Origin of the sequence: Planococcus massiliensis (genome assembly GCF_000821325.1) — a bacterium.
Classification (GTDB): Bacteria; Bacillota; Bacilli; order Bacillales_A; family Planococcaceae; genus Planococcus; species Planococcus ruber.
Genome location: NZ_CCXS01000001.1, coordinates 684,310 through 698,120 on the forward strand (window position 1 = coordinate 684,310; position 13,811 = coordinate 698,120).

17 protein-coding genes are annotated in these 13,811 nt (G+C 46.3%); 13 read left to right on the forward strand and 4 right to left on the reverse strand.

The annotated features are described in order from the left end of the window. Positions 1 to 2 precede the first annotated feature (2 nt). The 9 genes from BN1080_RS03465 (at position 3) to BN1080_RS03505 (ending at position 6,891) form a co-directional block, all read left to right on the forward strand. On the forward strand, positions 3 to 224 hold the full coding sequence (locus BN1080_RS03465; protein WP_052650557.1) for a hypothetical protein: 222 nt from the start codon (positions 3 to 5) through the stop codon (positions 222 to 224). An 82-nt stretch (positions 225 to 306) separates the two neighbouring features. Beyond that, positions 307 to 1,716 carry a vWA domain-containing protein gene (locus BN1080_RS03470; RefSeq protein ID WP_052650558.1) on the forward strand — a complete coding sequence of 470 codons (1,410 nt, stop codon included), beginning with the start codon at positions 307 to 309 and terminating at the stop codon, positions 1,714 to 1,716. Positions 1,717 to 1,811: 95 nt separating this feature from the next. Continuing rightward, positions 1,812 to 2,198 carry a TadE/TadG family type IV pilus assembly protein gene (locus tag BN1080_RS03475; RefSeq protein ID WP_052650559.1) on the forward strand — a complete coding sequence of 129 codons (387 nt, stop codon included), beginning with the start codon at positions 1,812 to 1,814 and terminating at the stop codon, positions 2,196 to 2,198. Further along, positions 2,195 to 2,932, forward strand: a complete 738-nt coding sequence (locus BN1080_RS03480; RefSeq protein ID WP_052650560.1) for a Tad domain-containing protein — start codon at positions 2,195 to 2,197, stop codon at positions 2,930 to 2,932. The genes BN1080_RS03475 and BN1080_RS03480 overlap by 4 nt, the downstream gene beginning before the upstream one ends. Before the next feature lie 10 nt (positions 2,933 to 2,942). Further along, on the forward strand, positions 2,943 to 3,131 hold the full coding sequence (locus BN1080_RS03485) for a hypothetical protein (RefSeq protein ID WP_052650561.1): 189 nt from the start codon (positions 2,943 to 2,945) through the stop codon (positions 3,129 to 3,131). Between the two features lie 18 nt (positions 3,132 to 3,149). Further along, a complete protein-coding gene (locus tag BN1080_RS03490; RefSeq protein ID WP_052650562.1) occupies positions 3,150 to 3,872 on the forward strand; it encodes a hypothetical protein in 723 nt (240 codons plus the stop codon). Positions 3,873 to 3,896: 24 nt separating this feature from the next. Beyond that, the gene (locus BN1080_RS03495) at positions 3,897 to 5,222 is read left to right on the forward strand and encodes a hypothetical protein (protein WP_052650563.1); all 1,326 of its coding nucleotides are present in this window, start codon (positions 3,897 to 3,899) and stop codon (positions 5,220 to 5,222) included. A 44-nt stretch (positions 5,223 to 5,266) separates the two neighbouring features. After that, positions 5,267 to 6,049: a hypothetical protein gene (locus tag BN1080_RS03500; protein ID WP_052650564.1), complete on the forward strand. Its 783-nt coding sequence runs from the start codon at positions 5,267 to 5,269 to the stop codon at positions 6,047 to 6,049. Positions 6,050 to 6,186: 137 nt separating this feature from the next. Next, complete coding sequence (locus BN1080_RS03505) at positions 6,187 to 6,891, forward strand: DUF4309 domain-containing protein (RefSeq protein ID WP_052650565.1); 705 nt, start codon at positions 6,187 to 6,189, stop codon at positions 6,889 to 6,891. A gap of 49 nt (positions 6,892 to 6,940) precedes the next feature. On the opposite strand, the gene BN1080_RS03510 is transcribed toward BN1080_RS03505, so the two are convergent. Next, positions 6,941 to 7,171 carry a helix-turn-helix domain-containing protein gene (locus BN1080_RS03510; RefSeq protein ID WP_052650566.1) on the reverse strand — a complete coding sequence of 77 codons (231 nt, stop codon included), beginning with the start codon at positions 7,169 to 7,171 and terminating at the stop codon, positions 6,941 to 6,943. Positions 7,172 to 7,280: 109 nt separating this feature from the next. Here BN1080_RS03510 and BN1080_RS03515 point away from each other — a divergent pair, with 109 nt between their 5' ends. The 4 genes from BN1080_RS03515 to BN1080_RS03525 all read left to right on the forward strand — a co-directional run bounded on the left by BN1080_RS03515 (position 7,281) and on the right by BN1080_RS03525 (position 11,406). Next, positions 7,281 to 8,165: an EamA family transporter gene (locus BN1080_RS03515; protein WP_052650567.1), complete on the forward strand. Its 885-nt coding sequence runs from the start codon at positions 7,281 to 7,283 to the stop codon at positions 8,163 to 8,165. A gap of 254 nt (positions 8,166 to 8,419) precedes the next feature. Further along, positions 8,420 to 9,112, forward strand: coding sequence for a response regulator transcription factor (locus BN1080_RS03520; RefSeq protein WP_052650568.1), 693 nt, complete (start codon positions 8,420 to 8,422; stop codon positions 9,110 to 9,112). Then, the gene (locus BN1080_RS17150; RefSeq protein WP_199876583.1) at positions 9,090 to 9,251 is read left to right on the forward strand and encodes a hypothetical protein; all 162 of its coding nucleotides are present in this window, start codon (positions 9,090 to 9,092) and stop codon (positions 9,249 to 9,251) included. The genes BN1080_RS03520 and BN1080_RS17150 overlap by 23 nt, the downstream gene beginning before the upstream one ends. Position 9,252: 1 nt before the next feature. Beyond that, a complete protein-coding gene (locus BN1080_RS03525; RefSeq protein ID WP_052650569.1) occupies positions 9,253 to 11,406 on the forward strand; it encodes an ATP-binding protein in 2,154 nt (717 codons plus the stop codon). Between the two features lie 32 nt (positions 11,407 to 11,438). Here the strand turns inward: BN1080_RS03525 and BN1080_RS03530 are convergent, their stop codons facing one another. The 3 genes from BN1080_RS03530 to liaF are packed head-to-tail and all read right to left on the reverse strand — an operon-like array spanning position 11,439 to position 13,787. Continuing rightward, on the reverse strand, positions 11,439 to 12,074 hold the full coding sequence (locus tag BN1080_RS03530; protein WP_052650570.1) for a response regulator transcription factor: 636 nt from the start codon (positions 12,072 to 12,074) through the stop codon (positions 11,439 to 11,441). Continuing rightward, positions 12,052 to 13,095 carry a sensor histidine kinase gene (locus BN1080_RS03535; protein WP_052650571.1) on the reverse strand — a complete coding sequence of 348 codons (1,044 nt, stop codon included), beginning with the start codon at positions 13,093 to 13,095 and terminating at the stop codon, positions 12,052 to 12,054. Before BN1080_RS03535 ends, BN1080_RS03530 begins: the two co-directional genes overlap by 23 nt. Further along, the gene (gene liaF / locus BN1080_RS03540; RefSeq protein ID WP_052650572.1) at positions 13,092 to 13,787 is read right to left on the reverse strand and encodes a cell wall-active antibiotics response protein LiaF; all 696 of its coding nucleotides are present in this window, start codon (positions 13,785 to 13,787) and stop codon (positions 13,092 to 13,094) included. Before liaF ends, BN1080_RS03535 begins: the two co-directional genes overlap by 4 nt. Between the last annotated feature and the right edge of the window lie 24 nt (positions 13,788 to 13,811).

A 13,811-nucleotide genomic window follows, 5' to 3' on the forward strand; every position in this document is an offset into this window, starting at 1 on the left:
ACATGAAAGAAAAATTAAACGACCTTAGCTTGCAAATGGTGACATCAATGAAAACGGCAGTAGATAACGAAAGAGGATCTCAAACGTTGGAATGGATCGGGATTGCAGCAGTTATTGTCATCGTAGTAGGTGTAGTTTCCCAAGCATTCTCAGGCGGCGACTTTGGAACGACGCTTGTAGAGAAATTTAATGGATTCATCGGAAAAATCGGCGGCGGGGAGTAATCTCCCCCTGCTTTTCTTGGTATAAGGGCTATCGCCTGAAGCCGGATATTGCAATGAATACGCATCATGAAAGGAGCATACGATGAAATTAGGCAAGATTTTAGCAGCATCGTTGCTTGTGCTGGGGTTGGCAGCCTGCCAACAAGACGAACCTGAAGAACCGAAGGCGGCAGACACCGGCGAACAAACCACTGCAGAAACCGACAAGAAGACTGTGGCTGAACCCGAAGAAAAAGTTGAAGAAGAGCCGGGGCTGGAAGAAGTGATTTCAGAAGAGGATTTAATTGCTTTGCCCGAGACCGATCAAGATCTGATCAGCCAGCCGGTCGGCAAAATCGGACATTTGGATCTATCAAGCGGAGATGAAGAAGAAATTGAGCCCGCCTTCTTCGAAGCATTCGGAGAAGTGCCGCCTCTAAAAGAAGATGCAACGGAGGAAGAAATAGATTTATATTTCAATTATCTTTATTCCATCGTTGCCTACGATTTCCAGAATCCACAAGATGTGCTGGATCAATTGGAGTTTGCACTTTCCGGAACGCCGGAAGCAGATGAACGTTTTGCTTTTAAAGAAAACTACAATGTGGAAGTCATCTTGGATGCCAGCGGGTCCATGGCTAATTACGTAGGCGACAAAACCCGTATGGAGCTCGCGAAAGAATCCATCCGCAATTTCATGGCACAAGTTCCGGAAGAGGCGAATGTGTCTTTGCGGATCTATGGCCATGAAGGTACAGGTTCTGAAGAAGATAAGGCGGCCTCATGTGCAGCGATCGATGAAGTGTACGAGCGCGGGACCTATGATAAAACAAAATTCGAGCAGGCTTTGAATACATTTGAACCTGCAGGCTGGACGCCGGTTGCTGGAGCATTGGAATCGGCTCAGGCAAGTTTTAAAGGGCTGAACAGCCAAACGAACACAAACTTGATTTATATGGTCAGCGACGGCATTGAAACTTGCGGGGGAGACCCGGTAGCGGTAGCAAAATCTCTGGCGGACAGCGACGTAGCGCCAATTATCAACGTCATCGGCTTTAATGCAGATGCCGAAGCCCAGCAGCAATTGAAAGACGTCGCTAAAGCAGCAGAAGGGATCTTCTCAAATGTGACGGACGGCAAGCAATTGACTGCGCAGTTTAAGCAATCTGAAGAAGTATTGAAGAACTGGAAGAGCTGGAAGCAAAACTCCGAATTGGATGTCTTGAAATCGAGCAATGACAGCTGGCTGGCCATCCAGCAATTTGAAAATAATTGGAGCGCTTCCGCTTTGAAGCAGGAGCTGGCATTAAATAGAGGGCTGCGTTATTTGCGTGAAGCCGGTTATATCAACTGGGATCAAAAAAGCGTTCTCGAGAAAAAAGTGTATGAAATCAGTGATGTAGCCAACGCAGCAAAAGGGCCGCTCGTTTCAGAATTGAACGAAGTGAAAGAGAAAGGCCTGTCAGAAATGCGGAAGCAGATCAGTGATAAATATCCAGACGAGGCAGAATGACAGCAAAAAGGGGACTCCCCTTTTTCCGGCTTATAGTTGCGGCCCCCTGCAAGATGAGCCGGAAAAGCGGGAGTCTATCAGGTGAGGTGGAAACCATGAAAAGAGCATTAACCAATGAAGAAGGATCGGCAACTATCGAGTTTTTGGGCATGGTCCCTCTCGTATTTTCAGTAATGATGATCGCCTGGCAGTTTATCGCCGGATTTCACGGGCTGATGATTGCAGAATCCGCGGTGAGCGAAGCCGCGAAAGTTTATTCGGTCACAGCGGATGCAGGCGAAGCATCGCAAGCTGCGCAAAATATCGTAGACGCAGGCGGCAGCTATATCAGCTTTGCGGGCGCGCCGATTTCGGGGTCGAATAATTTTACCGCCTCGGTAAGCGTCAACATTGATTTTGTCTTCCTTCCTGCCAGCATGTTTGGAGGAGGAAAACCCACTTTTTCATACACTGCAGATACGTCAGGCAAGGTGATCAAATGAAAAAGTTCAAATCTTATTTAAACAATGAGCAAGGGAATATCGCATTGTTTGTCATTGGCCTATTAAGCGTCATGATCATCTTGTTTGTGCTCATTCTCAATTTAGCAGGCGCTTTGATTGTAAAAGAGCAGGCCATCTCTACTTCCCAGCAAGCGGCTTTAGCTGCAACGGCTAGTTTGTATGAGGATCTTCCCGATTTCATTTCAGATTATGAGACAAAGCTAAAGGAAATGCTGGCAGAAGAGGCTGAAGAAGAAGGCGGGGAAACAGAACCGCCTGAAGAGGCTGCACCAGAAGAGGAAGAAGACACTATAGCCGAACTGATTGAAAAAGAAGTGAACAACCTGTCAGGTGAAATGGCGGAGTATTCATTGAACGAAATTCAAAATGAAGCGATTGACCGTGTATTGTCCAGTGAAATGGACAAAGGATTAGGCGGTGGATTGCTCAAAAAAATGTTGAATAATGAGATGGAATACCGGTGGATCAATTCGATGAAAGAAAGTGCCCGAAATACCATCTTGGCAAATGGCGGGGAATTGGCAGGGGCGCAAATGACCGTGTTCGATAATGGCCAAGTGGTCGTCAAATCTTCGAAAGAAGCCAGTGCCATCGGCTATAACGGTTTTTTTGCCGGAGCCGTTAAAAATTTAACCAAGTCTTCTAAAGGCCCTGAGATCCTGTTCGTCCAGAAATTAGCTGGGTGGGAAGGCAGAACGTATTCGTTGGAATAGGAGTGGAAAAATGAAAAAAGAAAAAAAGTGGAGAAGAATTTATCTTGTATTGATGATTTTCTTTTATGCCATATTTGTTCCGGTGACAGTAGGAGAATGGCTGTTCAGTGACGGGAGCTTCCCGTTCACCGCACTCGCAGTCGGACTTGCACTTCCATTCATGAGAAAAAATCATTTGGCGCAGCTTCAACAATCATAAACGACAGGAGGTTTTACGATGGAACATCCGATTCGTTCGGCGTTCAGTTTTTTTGGACAGAAATATGAGCGGTTGCTGTTGTTGGTCCTGTTTATCCAGCTTCCGATCATTTTGCTGCAGTTCTTTGCATCAAACTACATTTTGGCAATTACCCCTACGAATGGTGCACTGTTTGGCTTTGGAGATATTTATTCGGCTTTCATTGTGTTTATTTTGTTCTTTTTTACGCTTGTACCATTCGTATACTTTTGGCATTTTGAAGAGATTGGGCACGACCGGCCGTTAAGGCAGGCATTTTTTCAATTTGCTTTAAAGGGCTTTCACTATTTTGTCTTTTCGGTAGTCGCCGGTTTGCTGGTGACAATTGGTTTTGCATTGTTTGTTCTGCCCGGCGTCATTCTATTGGCTATTTTTGTGATGGCTCCGGTTATTGCGATTATCGATAATCAATCGGTTTGGTCATCCATACGGGAAAGCGGCCGGATTTTCAAACGGCAGCATTGGAAAGTTATTTTATTGATTTTCTGTTTTGGGGTCGGCGAATTTATTATTTCGGCAATCGTCCAAGCCTTAGTGCTGGATATCACGAACTCTTTCCTGGCTATCGCGATTTGCCATATCTTCTTGAATACCTTATTTTTGCCTTTGTTTTATCTAATTCTGGCATCTTTTGTATTGAAGTGGAAAGAAGAGCTAAGTTTGTTCTCAATTGATCACCAAGATATGGCGATGCAAGATTAATGAATGAATAAAGGAGGGGAAGAAATGGAATCGACGATCAAACGCATATTTGCATTAACCGCAATTCTGCTTATTGTCGCCCAATCATTTTTCGGTTCTGTTGCATTTGCGGTTTCGCCGTGGACGGGAAATACGTGGTCAGGGGACACCTGGTCCGGCGATACTTGGGAAGGGACGCCGTGGGAAGGCAATACGTGGTCAGGAGACACCTGGTCTGGCGATACGTGGACCGGAGACGGAACCAATGGCGAAAGCTGGCAAGGCGACGGCACAAACGGAGATGGAACCAACGGCACCGGCACGAACGGAGATGGAACTTCCGGAGATGGAACTTCAGGTGATGGAACCAATGGTGACGGAACATCGGGTGACGGGACTTCCGGCGATGGCACCGGCGGCAATGGCACGAATGGAGATGGAACTTCGGGCAACGGAACGAACGGCGACGGAACATCCGGCAATGGTTCAAGCGGTGACGGGACGAATGGCAACGGCACGTCCGGCAACGGTTCAAATGGCAGCGGGACGAACGGTGACGGCACGTCCGGCAACGGCTCAAATGGCAACGGCACCACTGGCAATGGAACGAACGGTGACGGATCTTCCGGAAATGGGACGGACGGCGGCACTGGCAGTTCTAATCCCAACTCACCAACACCTTGGGAAGTTACAAGTTACATCGGCAACGATGTCATTTTGGGGCAAGTAAGGTTAGCTTCGGAATCTTTTAATGCAGATGCTGCCGATACGATGGGAGGCAGCACGAGCTCCTTCCTGCGTTCGTCACTATTAAATGGATTGAAGCTTGGAATCGATAGTCCGATTCTCGACTTTGCTTCGGATGTTTCGGATGGAGTCGACGTTTATCAAGATGCAAGAGGCGCGATTTCGACGCTTACTTCCGGCACGAACATTGCAACCAATACAACGGCTGCCGGTTCCATGATGAGCGGTGCAGCGCAGGCCGGATCATCGGCTATGGGCGCACTGGGGAAGCTCAACGTGGCAACGGCAGCAGTGGGCACAGTTTTTGGAGCAGTTGATACCTACAATAACACAGCTCAAGCCATTAGCGTATTTCAAGACAGCAATTCAACAGGCGCAGAACGTACAGCAGCTGTGACAGATGCAACAGCAAGCTTCGGCTCTACATTGATGAGCGCTGGCGGAGTAGCTGCAGCGATTCCGGGCGGCCAGGCAATTGGCGCTGGCCTCGTCGTAGCAGGCGCAGCCATTTGGGGCGCATCAAAACTGACCGGCTACGTAGCGAAAAACTGGGACGGCATCAAAAATACGGCTTCGAAAGTGGGCGGAGCAATCTCTAAAGGTTGGAACGCACTGTTCGGTTAATGTTATCATCTAGAAAGTGACAACCAAAGGAGATGAAGGCGACCATGGATGATCAAACGACTAAACTTTTAATGAAAAAAGTGAAAAAACATAAAAAGTGGACGGAAGGCGCATTCGTAAACCCGGTTTATTGGGAAGTGAACGGCAAACCTTATTATATGGGCGGGTTCACGAAAAATAATGAAGTCGTCGGGACGGCTTATGTCAGCACAGGCGACGAGGTAAGGGAAGAAGCGATGGAAGCGCAGTCCAATCTTTCTTTATTTGCGGACTTGAGCTCAAGCATATTGAATGCCGGAGGAGAACGGCTGAATATCCCAACGGAATATTATACCAATCCTTTAAATATTCCCGTTTCTACAGCTGATGCCAAAGTGCTTGACGGGCGAAAAGCGTTCGCTGTTCTTTGGGAGCTTCAACAAAAATTCAATGAAGATACAAGAGCCTATAAAAATTATTACGATGAAGCGCTGAAAATTGGAAGAATCACTGAAGAAGACGTGCTCAGAACGCAGCAAACGGCGAATCAGATGAGTATGTACCAATACACCACTCTTCATACTTTAGTCCAAAAGAATGAAGAAATCCGTTCTTTTGCCGCTTATTTGGAGAAGCAGGACGGATGGGACCGTTTGATGAAAGAAGAACAGAAATTCGTTAAGGGCATTGCGGAAAATAAAGACATGCTGCAAAAGAATTTACGCAATCTGGACATGGCGGAACATGCAGATTATGAAACGATGACTGCATTGAATTTCGAACGGATGGCTGAAAAAAACAAGAAGTCGATCGACAGCCAGAAACAATTTGTCCGGTATCCACTTTAAATGAAGAAGTAGCTCAAAAAACAGGTTGTGGATCCCGCAGCCTGTTTTTTTATTAATTTGAGTAAAAGTGAGACGTTTTCCGAGCTGAAACGTCTAGTTAAGTATAAAAGTTATTCTAATAAAAGGATGTGGACGCTTTGCGTACGAAAATTTTTTCGATGGGTGCAGTTGCTTTATTGGCGTTCGGTTTAGCGGCTTGTTCGGATGAACCGGAGGATCAGGCAGACGTCACGACAGAAGAGACAATCGCAGAAGAGATGCCAGACGATACAGAAACTGCTGAAGAAGCAGAGCAGGAAACTTCAGAAGATGCAGTTGCAGGTGAAACAAACGAAACAGAAGACGCAGAAGCTGCTGATGGAGAAACTGAATCAACAGAAGAAATCTCAGATGAACAAAAACAAATGGCAATCGATACATTGAAAGGCATTGTAGAAGATGCAGAAAAAGGAACGGTTTATCGCTTTGCGAGCGGTTTTACGGTAGGGGAAAGCACGCGTGAAGAAGTGTATGCCGAAATCTCGGAACCTGAGGAGCAGGCAGGAGAATTCGATTTCTACCACGGTTCGATGGGGCAAGCTTCTTATCAAATCGCATATGACGAAAATAATGTGATGCAAGAAGCACGGTATTATGGCACGAATGTGGAAAGACAAACGAATTTAGGCGGCATTACGAAAGAAGATCTGCTGAAAGAAATTGGCGAGCCGGCAGAAGAAAGAACCATTTCTGCCACAGGAGAAACCAATGTTATCTACTATCTTGGAGATTACGAATTGCAGTTTATTCTTGGGGAGGACGGTACCACTGACCACGTCAACTTGCTAAAGAAATCCAACTAAAAAGCATCTCGCCGCTCCAGCGGTGAGATGCTTTTCTCATAGGCGAATCTTAGTCCTCGTCTTTAATATCCACATCATCCGGAATAGGCGTTGCCCGCCACTCGGCCAGTTCGGCCTTGGCTAATTCCAACTGCTGGAAATGCGTTTCGAATTGGGAGGTGTTGATCAAGTACTGTTCACCGTCATGGACTGCACGAATACGGCCTTCTAATACATAGCGGTTGACTTGTTCTTCAGGCATCGATAAAAACGCGGCAGTTTCCGGGACTGTCATATACATATGATCATCTCCTCTTTTTCTTTTAATTATAATAGAAGGAAGGTGGTATCTCAAATCTTATAATTCGTGTAAGCTAGCTTATAAGAGCAAGCAATCAGGAGGGTTTTAGATGTATTTTCGGTCCTATATATACGTGTTGCTGGCTGCTATGCTGTGGGGGACTACCGGAACGGCTCAAAGTTTTATCGTAGGGGCGGCGCATCCGTTGGGAATCGGTGCTTTGAGGCTTGGAATCGGGGGGTTTGCCCTGTTGTTAGCAGCCCTTGCAGCTAAGAAAATTGTTTTCCGTGCGGTTCCTTGGCCGGCAGTTTTTCTTTCAGCGGCAGCTATGGCACTGTTTCAGCCCCTCTTTTTTTCGGCAGTTCAATTAACTGGAGTGGCTGTCGGTACAGTAGTCGCAATTGGAAGTGCACCGGTGTTCTCAGGAATGATCGAATGGATCGTGTTGAAACGCAGGCCGGATCGCGTGTGGGCTTGGGCAACAGCTGCTGCCATTGTGGGCTGTATATTGCTGTTTACAAACGGGGACTCTTCTGCCATTCGGCTTACAGGTGTTTTATTGGCTTTAGGGGCAGGCGCCGCTTTTGCCGGTTATGCAATGGTTAGTAAAAATGCTTTAAGCAAAATGGAAGCCGTTCCTGCCGTCGCCGTTATTTTCTCGATAAGTGCGTGTTTTTTACTTCCATTTTTATTTGTGCTGGATTTATCTTACATCGCGGATCCTGTAAATATTGGCGTCATTGCATATCTGGGAATCGGTGCGACAAGCCTTTCTTACATCTTATTTTCAACAGGATTGAAAAAAATCCCTTCTTCGTCGGCCGTTACCCTGTCGCTGGCCGAACCGCTGACAGCGGCCATTCTCGGCGTCTTCATCGTGCAGGAAGTGCTATCCAGCACAGCTTGGATAGGAGTGGCCCTGCTATTAGGCGGAATTCTCATTTTAACTTTCGGGAAGCGGAAAGCGGCAGCTGCAATTTCCAGCTCCTCTTAAGCTTGTCGGAGCTGAACGGGCGCTTCCGCTTTTCTATTGTCCAGACTCCAACAGCCAGGCCCTCGGATCATAAGCCATCTTGGCTATGCGGCAAAGATCGCCGCTTCGCCAATTTGTCTTATGCCTTTCGGACCTAAGCGGCTGTTTCCGCTTTTCTAGCTTCCGCTTTTCTTAAGAATTTCTTCATATTTTTCCTTCGTTGTGCTTAAGAATTGCCTTTTATAATAAAACTATAAACGGAAGAGGTGAAACTGATGGCTCCTTTTACAGTATTGGTCACAGACGACGACCAGGACATTCGCGACGGCATTGAAATCTATTTGAAAAATGAAGGATATCAAGTGCTTAAAGCAGCTAATGGCTTGGAGGCCATTGAGCTTTTAGAAACCCATGAAGTGCATGTCATCATATTGGATATCATGATGCCGAAACTGGATGGCATTTCAGCCACTTTTAAAATCCGGGAACAGCGCAATATCCCGATTATTATGCTTAGCGCTAAAGCGGAAGACTCGGATAAAATCCATGGCTTGTCTGTAGGGGCGGATGATTACGTAACGAAGCCGTTCCATCCGATGGAACTGGTCGCCCGGGTAAAGTCCCAACTCAGACGTTACGTTACTCTTGGTACCTACCAAGACAAGGCGCAGCGGATTGAAATTGACGGCCTGGTGCTGGATTCGGAATCGAAAGAAGTGACATTGCACGGAGATTCGATCAAATTGACGCCGATAGAATTTAAAATAACCGAATTATTGATGGCAAACGCGGGGCGTGTTTTTTCCATCAACGATATATATGAACGGGTCTGGAATGAACCGGCTTATAATGCAGAAAATATTGTGGCGGTGCATATCCGGAAAATCCGGGAGAAGATTGAAACCGATCCAAAGAATCCGAGGTATTTAAAGGTGGTGTGGGGCGTTGGCTACAAAATTGAAAAATGATTTTTGGTCGATCGTCGCAGTTGTCATCGCATTGTTCAGCTTGGCTTATTGTTTATCTTTTATTTTTGAGTTGTTAGTGAATTTTCCTGCTGCGGATCTGATGGCATCTCTCCGTGCATTATCGAAAGGGGATGCCTGAATTGAAAAAATGGTTATGGCTGATCCTTCTGGCAATCGTTTTAGTCAGTTCTTTCAGTGTATTAGAGTCGGGAAAAGGTTATTTCGGCAAATCCTATCTGGACACGATAGATTTTGACAACGACCTTTCCTATTTTGAAAACAGTTTGATTGCGCTGGAGCTGGATCCGGTAAACGCGGAAGATGTGGGGGCTGTTACACAAGAGCAGATTGAAGAATATCGGATGCGCTATGGAACCTTAAGCGAACAAGTCCAAAGCATCCAAAATCAATACGCAGCGGATATCGACGAGGCAAAGGCAAACGGGAATGCCAGTGTAGAGAAGATACTGACGGAAGAACGGGACAACAAAATAGAAGCGATTCGCAGTAACTTTGCAGATGATAATGTAGTTAAAGAAAAAATAATTGCCGAACGGAAAAATGAAGTGGAGAAAACCATCCAGGAATTGAACCGGCAAAAACTTTCTTTCAAGGAAGACTATGACTATTTCGTTTATAGCCTGACAAATTTAGAGACAGGCGAAACCTTTAAAAAAGGGGAGTTGAAAAGCAATCCTTATTTTAAGAAAGAATATACGCCTGGCAATCCACTGACCATGGATTCCGAGTATTTTTACGGAAGCGAAGTCCAAAGCATGGAATTTCCACTTCCTTTATCGGATGCGAATTTTGAAGGAACGCTGCAAATTGACCGGAAGCTGTTAAGCGAATCTTTTAATGGCAGTCTGTTTGATCATTTTACGTTCACAAAGTACATGTTGTATGTAATGGCTGGCCTGGCTGTTGTAGGAGTTGTGCTGCTTTTGACCAAACTGCCTTTCAACAGAAAGTGGTTTGCAGACAGCCCGTTGAATGAAAAATGGAGCAGTTTGCCGTTGGAAGCACGCCTTTTCCTGTTGGTTCTGACGTTGCTTTTGGCCTTGCCTTATGGCAGCAGAAAATTTATCAATATGCTGCAGTATTCCTGGTCTGATAATATGCTCAGATACGGCAGCGGTTTGGTCTGGCAGTTTATCCTGGCTGTCGTCTTTATCGCTTTAGCTATTATTCAAATTATCTGGATGCTTAATTTTTATAAAGGCTGGCAGCACTTGGAACAGGATATCAAGAACAGTTCAATTTTCAAGAGCTTAAAAACGGCGAGCCAGGCCTTTTTGAAGAAATCAATCGGTGTTCAAATGCTGATTTTGCTGTTTATCATTTTCCTATGGGGGATGGGGACAGCCGCCATGTTTATGAGTTGGGGAATTCTGATTGTCTGGATTCCCGCTACGCTCTTTATCGGGATTCCAGTTTTATTGATCACCATGAGCCGCTTTGGCTATTTGAACATTTTGATGCGGAATACAAAAGAAATGGCCGAAGGCCGTTTAAACCAAGACATCCCGATTAAAGGCCATTCGCCTTTAGCCGACCATGCCCGGCAGCTCACCCGCCTGAAGGAAGGCGTAAGGCTGTCAATGTCTGAACAGGCGAAAAGCGAAAGGCTGAAAACCGAATTGATTACGAATGTCAGCCATGATTTGCGTACGCCGCTGACGTCCATCATTACCTATACAGATTTGATGAAAACACCGAATTTATCGGAAGAGGAGCGGCTTTCCTATGCCAATATCCTGGACCGCAAATCACAGCGGTTAAAAACGCTGATCGAAGATTTATTCGAAGTTTCGAAAATGGCGAGCGGCAATATGGAACTTAACCGAACACGGCTGGACCTGAACCAACTGCTCCTTCAAGCTCTGGCAGAACATGCAGAAGATATTGAAGCGTCTGGATTGGATTTCCGCGTCGCTTCTCCGGAGAGTCCGCTTTACGTGCAAGCAGACGGTCAAAAGTGGTGGCGGGTGCTCGATAATTTAATCTTAAACGCTATCAAATATGCGATGCCTGGAACCCGTGTCTATATCAATTTGCAGGAACGGGAAGGCCAGGCGGAGTGTACGATTAAAAATGTTACGCGCTACGAATTGGGAGAGAATACAGATGAATTGTTTGAGCGCTTTAAACGCGGCGACACTTCGCGGCAGACTGAAGGCTCGGGGCTAGGCTTAGCGATTGCCCAGTCCATTGTAGACCTCCACGGAGGAGAAATGAAAATCGAAGTGGACGGAGATTTATTTAAAGTCATTGTAACCATCAATAGCTTATAGAAAAACGCCGCCTGGGATTCAGGCGGCGTTTTTTATTTGGGCGGTGAAACCAGTTTATGTTGGAAAGCGTAGATGACCGCTTGGGTGCGGTCATGGACTTCCAATTTTGCGAGCAGGTTGCTGACATGGGTTTTGACGGTCTTCAGAGCGATAAAGAGTTGATCGGCTATTTCCTGATTGGTATAGCCATTTGCAAGAAGCAGAAGGATTTCCATCTCCCGGTCCGTCAATTCATCATGAAGTACACGGTCGTGGCGCATTTGCTTCATCATCTTGCTCATGACTTCCGGTTCCAATACCGGCGTGCCATTCATGGTTTCACGGATGGAATCGGCAATGCGTGAAGCTTTTGAGGTTTTTAAGATATAGCTGACAGCCCCGGCTTTCAATGCAGGATAAACTTTGTCGTCATCTAAGAAACTGGTGACGATCATGATTTTCGCTTCCGGCCATTCACGGATGATGGCCTCCGTCGCTTCGGCGCCATTCATGACCGGCATGACCATATCCATTAAGATGACATCGGGCCGGAGTTCCAAAGCCATTTTGACGGCTTCTTCGCCGTTAGCGGCTTCTCCTGCGACTTCCATGTCCGATTGGGATTGGAGATAGGCAGAGACGCCGATGCGCACCATTTCATGGTCATCAACTAATAAGATTCGAATCATTGGAAATCTTCCTTTCGATAGGGACTTTCACTTCGACAATGGTTCCTTCAGAAGGCACGGAAACAATTTTGCTGGTAGCGCCGATTTCAATCGCCCGCTCTTCGATATGCTTTAATCCGTAAGAAGTAGACTTCGACTGCTCGCTTTCAAAACCGATCCCGTTATCCTGTATGCGTAAAATAGCAAAATCATCTCGTTCAATAAATAGAATATGGACTTCGGTCGCTTTGGAATGGCGCAGTGTATTGGATAAAGTTTCTTGGGCGATGCGGAATAAATGGTCTTCAGCCCCTTTTTGCAAAGGCACTTCTTCAAGTTTGTGTTCGATTTTAAAAGAGACTTTCTCTTTGAGTTCGGAGACGAGCTCATATAAACCTTGCCGCAAGCTCTTGTCGTGCAGGGCAGCCGGCCGCAGATGGAGAAGCAAGGCCCGCATTTCAAGCTGGGCTTGCTGTACCATTTTCTCGGTCTGCAATAAGCCCGGAGAAGCCTGGTCTTGTTCCGTCATCGATGACAGCAGCATGGATGCGGCGAATAATTGCTGAGACACTGAATCATGCAATTCTCTAGCAAGACGCTGCCGCTCCATTACAAGCCGTTCCTGAATGAGTCTGTCTTGGGTTTCAGCCCGTTCATTTGAAATCCGGGTCAAGCTTCTTCGCTGTGATTCCAGCAGTTTTTGCAGTTTTAAAATGGAGGTGGATAGATTTGCCGGGAGCGTTTTCATATGGGCGGCTTCAATCACAGTCTGGTCTTCATTTCTTAGCAGTGCTTGGAAAATATCCTCAACTTCCTGGACTTTCGAACGAGACAACGATTCTGTCCACCAGGCAATGCCTCCGGACAAAGCCAAAATCAGGACAAATAGCCACATGCCAAAAGGCAGGCCGGCCACGAAATCTTCCCAAAGCACCGACCAAGTTCGTACAGAAGGGAGGCCCAGCAAGACGATTAAAATACTGAAAATGATCGCTGCAAATAAAGCGGTGAAAAATAAACTGCGCGGCACGAGCTTTTTCATCGGCGAATCACCTCGACATCTCCCATCCAAGTAGTGATGGTGACAATCATTTCGGTGCGGCTGCCGTCTTCTGAAAAGCCGTCTTCAGCGTGTACAGTCCCGTTCCAGATGCGCTGCTTGCTTCCTGTGAAAAAGCGGGCTTCCCCAAGCAAGGTTGTGTAAAAAATACGGACGGGAACTTCATAAGGAAGAATGACTTTCACTTTGCCGAATCCTTGGCGCACCGAGATGACAGAAGTCTTTTTCGGCAACACGGTCTGCGTGGCATCAATCAGCAAATCACCGACAAATCCTTGGACGTGGATGTCTTTCCACTCGTAAGATTCGATCGGGGTGCTTTGCGCCGAAAAGAACTTGTTTTGGATCAGCCCTTTGTCCCTCATTCCTTGAATTGGAACGGTTTGCTCCCATTCTTCGCCTTTCCAAAGCTTGATCAACAGGTAGATGGCTACGCCGAAAACGAGAAGGCGTAAACTCCACATGGACAGAACGGAAATGCCGATTAAGATAAAGCCGGTCCAGATATACGATTTTCTGGATTTTGTGCTCTTTTTCATTCCGTAGTAGAGCAGTCCGATACCAAGAAGAACCAAAAACACGCTGCCATTTTGGAAAAATGCAGCTTCCACGAATATGAGAAGTAAAGCGCTTAAGATGAAAAACGCCTGTTTGTTAGTAGTTAAATTGCGCATCGCAGTTTTTGCCTCCTTCTTTGT

Bases quoted from the DNA above. Each gene is read 5' to 3' on its own strand.
- BN1080_RS03500 (WP_052650564.1), top strand. From the start codon at position 5,267: ATGGATGATCAAACGACTAAACTTTTAATGAAAAAAGTGAAAAAACAT.
- BN1080_RS03465 (WP_052650557.1), top strand. From the start codon at position 3: ATGAAAGAAAAATTAAACGACCTTAGCTTGCAAATGGTGACATCAATG.
- BN1080_RS03485 (WP_052650561.1), top strand. From the start codon at position 2,943: ATGAAAAAAGAAAAAAAGTGGAGAAGAATTTATCTTGTATTGATGATT.
- BN1080_RS03535 (WP_052650571.1), bottom strand. From the start codon at position 13,095: ATGAAAAAGCTCGTGCCGCGCAGTTTATTTTTCACCGCTTTATTTGCA.
- liaF (WP_052650572.1), bottom strand. From the start codon at position 13,787: ATGCGCAATTTAACTACTAACAAACAGGCGTTTTTCATCTTAAGCGCT.
- BN1080_RS03495 (WP_052650563.1), top strand. From the start codon at position 3,897: ATGGAATCGACGATCAAACGCATATTTGCATTAACCGCAATTCTGCTT.
- BN1080_RS03510 (WP_052650566.1), bottom strand. From the start codon at position 7,171: ATGTATATGACAGTCCCGGAAACTGCCGCGTTTTTATCGATGCCTGAA.
- BN1080_RS03475 (WP_052650559.1), top strand. From the start codon at position 1,812: ATGAAAAGAGCATTAACCAATGAAGAAGGATCGGCAACTATCGAGTTT.
- BN1080_RS03470 (WP_052650558.1), top strand. From the start codon at position 307: ATGAAATTAGGCAAGATTTTAGCAGCATCGTTGCTTGTGCTGGGGTTG.
- BN1080_RS03530 (WP_052650570.1), bottom strand. From the start codon at position 12,074: ATGATTCGAATCTTATTAGTTGATGACCATGAAATGGTGCGCATCGGC.
- BN1080_RS03520 (WP_052650568.1), top strand. From the start codon at position 8,420: ATGGCTCCTTTTACAGTATTGGTCACAGACGACGACCAGGACATTCGC.
- BN1080_RS03480 (WP_052650560.1), top strand. From the start codon at position 2,195: ATGAAAAAGTTCAAATCTTATTTAAACAATGAGCAAGGGAATATCGCA.
- BN1080_RS03490 (WP_052650562.1), top strand. From the start codon at position 3,150: ATGGAACATCCGATTCGTTCGGCGTTCAGTTTTTTTGGACAGAAATAT.
- BN1080_RS03515 (WP_052650567.1), top strand. From the start codon at position 7,281: ATGTATTTTCGGTCCTATATATACGTGTTGCTGGCTGCTATGCTGTGG.